Genomic DNA, 5340 nt, shown 5'->3' on the forward strand with positions numbered 1-5340 from the left:
CATCGACGGCGCGGACGAGTCAACCGGCGGCTCCCGGGCGCCCGACTTCGACCCCGCCAACGCGCGCACGTTCTTGTCTTCCCTTCGGCACTCTGGCAGCTTCGCCGCCATGAGACTACTGCTCCAGGCAGTTCCCGAAGGACGGGCGCCCGCGCCGCCCGATGAGCGATTTCTTGCAAGAAGGATGCGCCATCCGAACCGCTCCACAACGCCCTCGAAACCCACCACAAGCATCTGAGCTATCCACAATGCACCACCCCATAAGTATCCAAAGAGCGAAACGGATCGCGGCGTTCCTGTTCCTTTCAGTCGCCGGAGCACTCGCTGCGGAAGAGAATCCCTACCGCTATTGGCCAAGCTACCAGAAGGTCCCCTTGACGGATTATGCTGAACCAACGTGGACTCCTCACAACACGATAGCAACGGGGTGGGATTTCTCCCTCCCCCCGTCTGTCACCGTCAGCCCTCGCTCCTATCTGGTCTTCGCGAGGATCTTCAATCTCTCCAAGGAACCCAAGCTCCCTCCCGTTCGCATCAAGGCGAATCCCGTTCTTTCCATATGGGTCGAGTGGAAGGAACTGGAGCCGGAGAGAGACCGCTACGACTTTGAACGACTCAAGTCGTTCATTGGCCTGGCCGCCGCCGCCGGATACGGTGTCGAGATCCGCCCCATAACCGCCATAGCCGCGAGGAATGGGGACAGGACTCGGGGTTCGGTTCCCGGGTATGTCACCGCTTTGGGCACCCCTATTCTCAATGATCCTCCGAAGAAGGGGGACGGAATCAGTCACTATGATCCATCCCATCCCGACTTCCACCGCCGATACATGAAGCTGGTACAAGCCTTTGGGAAGTCTGGGATTCCCACAAACCCCACAGTCAAATCCATCGTTGTCGGCTATTCATCCGAGACCTACGGGGACGAGGGAATTGGAGATTGCTCCAAGCAACACGTTATGGAGCGGCTGGATGCCTGGGCTCACGCCTGCCAGGGGGTCGCCGGCAAAGTCATGATGTGCGGGAAGAGCGAATACGGCTTCTCCAAAGGCTTCGGATTCCGCGATGGCATGGTGGAGGTCTACATGTACCAGATACCCGATGCCGCCAACGGTCAGTTCATTGATGAGAACGGCTATCTGACCACGGACGAAAAGGCGCCCATCATTGCAAAGGGGGGCTTGAACGGAGACGAGAACGAGACCTATGAAGAGAAGATGAGCTTTCGGTTTGGCCCCACAACTCTCTTCCCCTACCGATACTTCTCCTCAACGCTGAGGGCGATTCAACTGCGCAAGAACATCATCCTCTTGAATGACTTCTCACCCATCCCTGACCTCACCGCCTATCTCTCCCTTGAAATGGGACGCACGGTGAAGGACACCCCTGACGTCTGGTGCCTTCTTCGCGAGAATCAAATGCAGCCATGGTCCTACAATGGCCGGGCCAAGGAGATGGGCTATTATGGGGACTTCAGCACATCCAGACCTGTTCCGTGCAAGAACTTCGAGCGATGGCTCTACCAGCGCGATTCGGAGGGATATGAAACCCAAGCCGTCCTTCCGATCCCCACGTCGCCCAACCATTGGATGATGGCCCCAGGACATGACAAGGACCTCATTGCACGAGCAGGAACGAGAATCGGATTTGCGGTGGACGATCGATTCCTTCCCGAGACTCCTCAATCCGTGACTTTCAAGATCACCTTCCACGACGGCGTCAGAGGCACCATGAACCTGGTTTATGAGGGAGCCTCCGGCCGAGTCCAGTATCCGATCATCGCCACCGGCAACGATGTCATTCGAACCGCCACCGTCCACACCACCGTTCTCTTCAAAGCCAAAGGCCTTGCCTACGACTTTGAGATCCATTCCCCTGAGAAAGTCCCCGTTTCCATCGTCCGCGTGATCAGGTCTCCCGAGAAAGCGAAGCCATGACGCAGCAATCCGGTTTGCCGGGCTCATGCTCCGTGGCGTTGCCCCCCGGGGAGAAGAAGGATGAACCCTATCTCGAGAGAGGCTGCTCTGTAGCAAGCTGCGAAGGGTTCTGGACACTACCCCCTATGCAGGGACAAGCCGGAAGACGATGTTGTCCGGCACCTCGGACTCGACATCGCCGACCACGGAGGCGCCCTCCGGGACCGCCCCGGAGAGAATCTGCGAGGCGAGCGCGTCGGACACCCTGCGCTGCACCGCGCGCTTCAGCGGGCGCGCGCCGAAGGCCGGATCGTATCCGTCGCGCGCCAGGAGGTCCTTGGCCCCGTCGGTGAGCCGCAGCGTGATCCGCTTCTTCTCCAGGAAGCCGGCGACGCGCGCGACCTGGATGTCGACGATCCGGCGGATCTCCTCTCGCCGCAGGCTGTGGAACAGCACGATCTCGTCGACGCGGTTCAGGAACTCCGGCCGGAACTGGGCGCGAAGCAATTCGTTGACCTTCGTCCGGAGCCGTTCGTAGCCGTCGTCGCCCGGCGACAGGTCGGGGTGCTTCTGCAGTGTCTCGTGGATCAACGCGCCGCCGAGGTTGGAGGTCATGATGACCAGCACGTTCCGGAAGTCGACCGTCCTCCCCTGCCCGTCGGTCAGCCTCCCCTCGTCGAGAATCTGCAGCATCACATTGAAGACGTCCGGGTGGGCCTTCTCGATCTCGTCGAAGAGAACGACCGTGTACGGCTTGCGCCGGACATGCTCGGTGAGCTGGCCGCCCTCCTCGTAGCCGACGTAGCCCGGAGGCGCGCCGATGAGCCGGCTGACGGCGTGCTTCTCCATGTACTCCGACATGTCGATGCGCACCATCGCGGTCTCGTCGTCGAACAGGAATTCCGCCAGCGCCCTCGCCAACTCCGTCTTGCCGACGCCGGTCGGGCCCATGAAGATGAAGGAGCCGATCGGACGGTTGGGATCCTGAAGGCCGGACCGGGCCCGGCGGACGGCGTTCGAGACCGCGCCGATCGCCTCCTCCTGGCCGATCACCCTCTTGCGGAGCAACGCCTCCATCTGGAGCAGCTTCTCCCGCTCGCTGCCGAGCAGCTTCGCGACCGGGATGTGCGTCCACGAGGCGACGACCGAGGCGATGTCCTCGGGATCGACCTCCTCCTTCAGCATCTTCACGTCCTTCTGAACCTCGGCGAGCTTGGCCTGCGCCTCCGCGATCTGCCGCTCGATCCTCGGGATCCTGCCGTAGCGCAGTTCCGCGGCCTTCTCGAGATCGTTGGCGCGCTGCGCCTGCTCCTCCTCGACCTTGAGCAGGTCGATGGACCGCGTCAGCGTCCGGAGGTCGGAGATCAGGTCCTTCTCCTTCTGCCAGTGCAGCTTCATCCGCGCGCTCTCTTCGCGCAGGCGCGCAAGCTCGGCCAGCAACCGGTCGAGGCGGGCGCGGGAATCGGCGTCCTTCTCCTTCAGCAACGCCTGGCGCTCGATCTCGAGCTGCAGGATGCGGCGCTCCACCTCGTCGATCTCGACCGGCAGGCTGTCGATCTCCATGCGGAGCCGGCTGGCCGCCTCGTCGACGAGGTCGATCGCCTTGTCGGGCAGGAATCGGTCGGCGATGTAACGGTGCGAGAGCGTCGCGGCCTGCACGAGCGCGGCATCCTGGATGCGCACGCCGTGGTGGACCTCGTAGCGCTCCTTGAGGCCGCGCAGGATGGCGATGGTGTCCTCGACGGACGGCTCGCCGACGCGGACGGGCTGGAAGCGCCGCTCCAGCGCGGGGTCCTTCTCGACGTGCTTGCGGTACTCGTCGATCGTCGTCGCCCCGACGCAGCGCAGTTCGCCACGCGCCAGCGGCGGCTTGATCATGTTCGAGGCGTCCACCGCACCCTCGGCGCCGCCCGCACCGACCAGCGTGTGAAGTTCGTCGATGAAGAGGATGACCTGGCCCTCGGACGCAAGCACCTCCTTGAGAAACGCCTTGAAGCGATCCTCGAACTCGCCGCGGTACTTCGCGCCGGCGACCATCGCGCCCAGGTCGAGCGCCACGACCCGGCGGTTGCGGAGCCCCTCGGGTACGTCGCCTGCGATGATCCGCTGCGCGAGGCCCTCGACGATCGCCGTCTTGCCGACGCCCGGCTCGCCGATCAGCACGGGGTTGTTCTTCGTGCGACGCGAGAGCACCTGGACGACGCGGCGGATCTCGGTATCGCGTCCGATGACCGGGTCGAGCTTCTTCTGGCGCGCCATGTCGGTGAGATCGCGGCCGTACTTCTTGAGCGCCTCGTACTTGTCCTCGGGATTCTGGTCCGTCACGCGGTGCGATCCCCGAACCGACTGGAGCGCCTGCAGCACGCTCTCCGGCGCCAGCCCGGCCTTGGCCAGGATCGACGCGAGCGCCGTGTCCTTCGACTCGACGACGGCGAGGAAGAGATGCTCGACGCTGACGTACTCATCGCGAAGACGGCCGGCGACCGCGAAGGCACCCTCCAGCACCTGCCGGAGCGATTGCGACAGGCCACGCTCGCCGGTCTGTCCCTGGACGACCGGCATCGCATCGAGTCGGGCCTCGACGCTGGCGCGAAGCCGTCCGGCGTCCACGCCGAGCTTCTGCAGCAACGGCGGCACCACTCCCTCCGCCTGGTCGAGCAACGCCAGCAGCAGGTGCTCGACGCCGATCTCCGGGTTCCGCCGCTCCCCGGCCACACGCTGCGCCGCCTGAAGCGCTTCCTGGGACTTGATCGTCAGTTTGTCGATTTGCATCGCGTCACCTCGCGTCACAGCGAAGCACCGACGGTGCCAACGGGTGCACGATCAGCATTCACCTTTCGATGAAGTAGATACGAATCATTGATAGAAATCACCGATGCGCCATCCTGGCGCACTCGAAATCCATAGCGTCAGAATGGCGCGTAACAGCAGTGCCGTCTGAAGTGGAAGCGGTCTAGCTGGGGCGGCCGGGGCGGAGTCGGTCGAAAACGCGAAAGCGACGGCCGACGCCCAGGGCGGACTGGAGTTCGCTGAGCATCCGCGCCTCGTCGGGCGGGCTGATCCGGCTTGAAGGCCTGGGCTCCGTCCCGGCATCGGGCGCTTCGACCCCAGGCTCTTCCTTTGTGTCCTTGACGGCCGAGAAGTGATCCGCGCCAGCATCGGCGGGGATGGGGATCTCCTCTTCGGCGATCGCGGGACCGGGGACAGACACCGCCGGAGGCGATACCGACGGACTCACGGCAGCGGCCGGCGACTCCGCCGGAACGATGTCGGTGGGCGGAGCGGAAACCACCGGCTCGGCGAGTGACGATTCCCGCGCAACGGCCTCCGTCACCGGAACGGGAGCGGCCTCCACCGGCCGGTCCGCATCGTGCCCCGTCGCAGGAGGCGGTGCCTGAGGCTCGGGGGCGACCGGGGCGGCCGGCGG

General features: G+C 64.0%; 2 protein-coding genes. One reads left to right on the forward strand and one right to left on the reverse strand.

Translation table 11 applies throughout. The annotated features are described in order from the left end of the window. Positions 1-161 precede the first annotated feature (161 nt). Complete coding sequence (locus FJY88_11600; GenBank protein MBM3287976.1) at positions 162-1934, forward strand: hypothetical protein; 1773 nt, start codon at positions 162-164, stop codon at positions 1932-1934. A 123-nt stretch (positions 1935-2057) separates the two neighbouring features. On the opposite strand, the gene clpB is transcribed toward FJY88_11600, so the two are convergent. Continuing rightward, positions 2058-4685 carry an ATP-dependent chaperone ClpB gene (clpB, locus tag FJY88_11605; protein MBM3287977.1) on the reverse strand — a complete coding sequence of 876 codons (2628 nt, stop codon included), beginning with the start codon at positions 4683-4685 and terminating at the stop codon, positions 2058-2060. Positions 4686-5340: the final 655 nt, after the last annotated feature.

This window comes from Candidatus Eisenbacteria bacterium (assembly GCA_016867495.1).
Classification (GTDB): Bacteria; Eisenbacteria; RBG-16-71-46; order CAIMUX01; family VGJL01; genus VGJL01.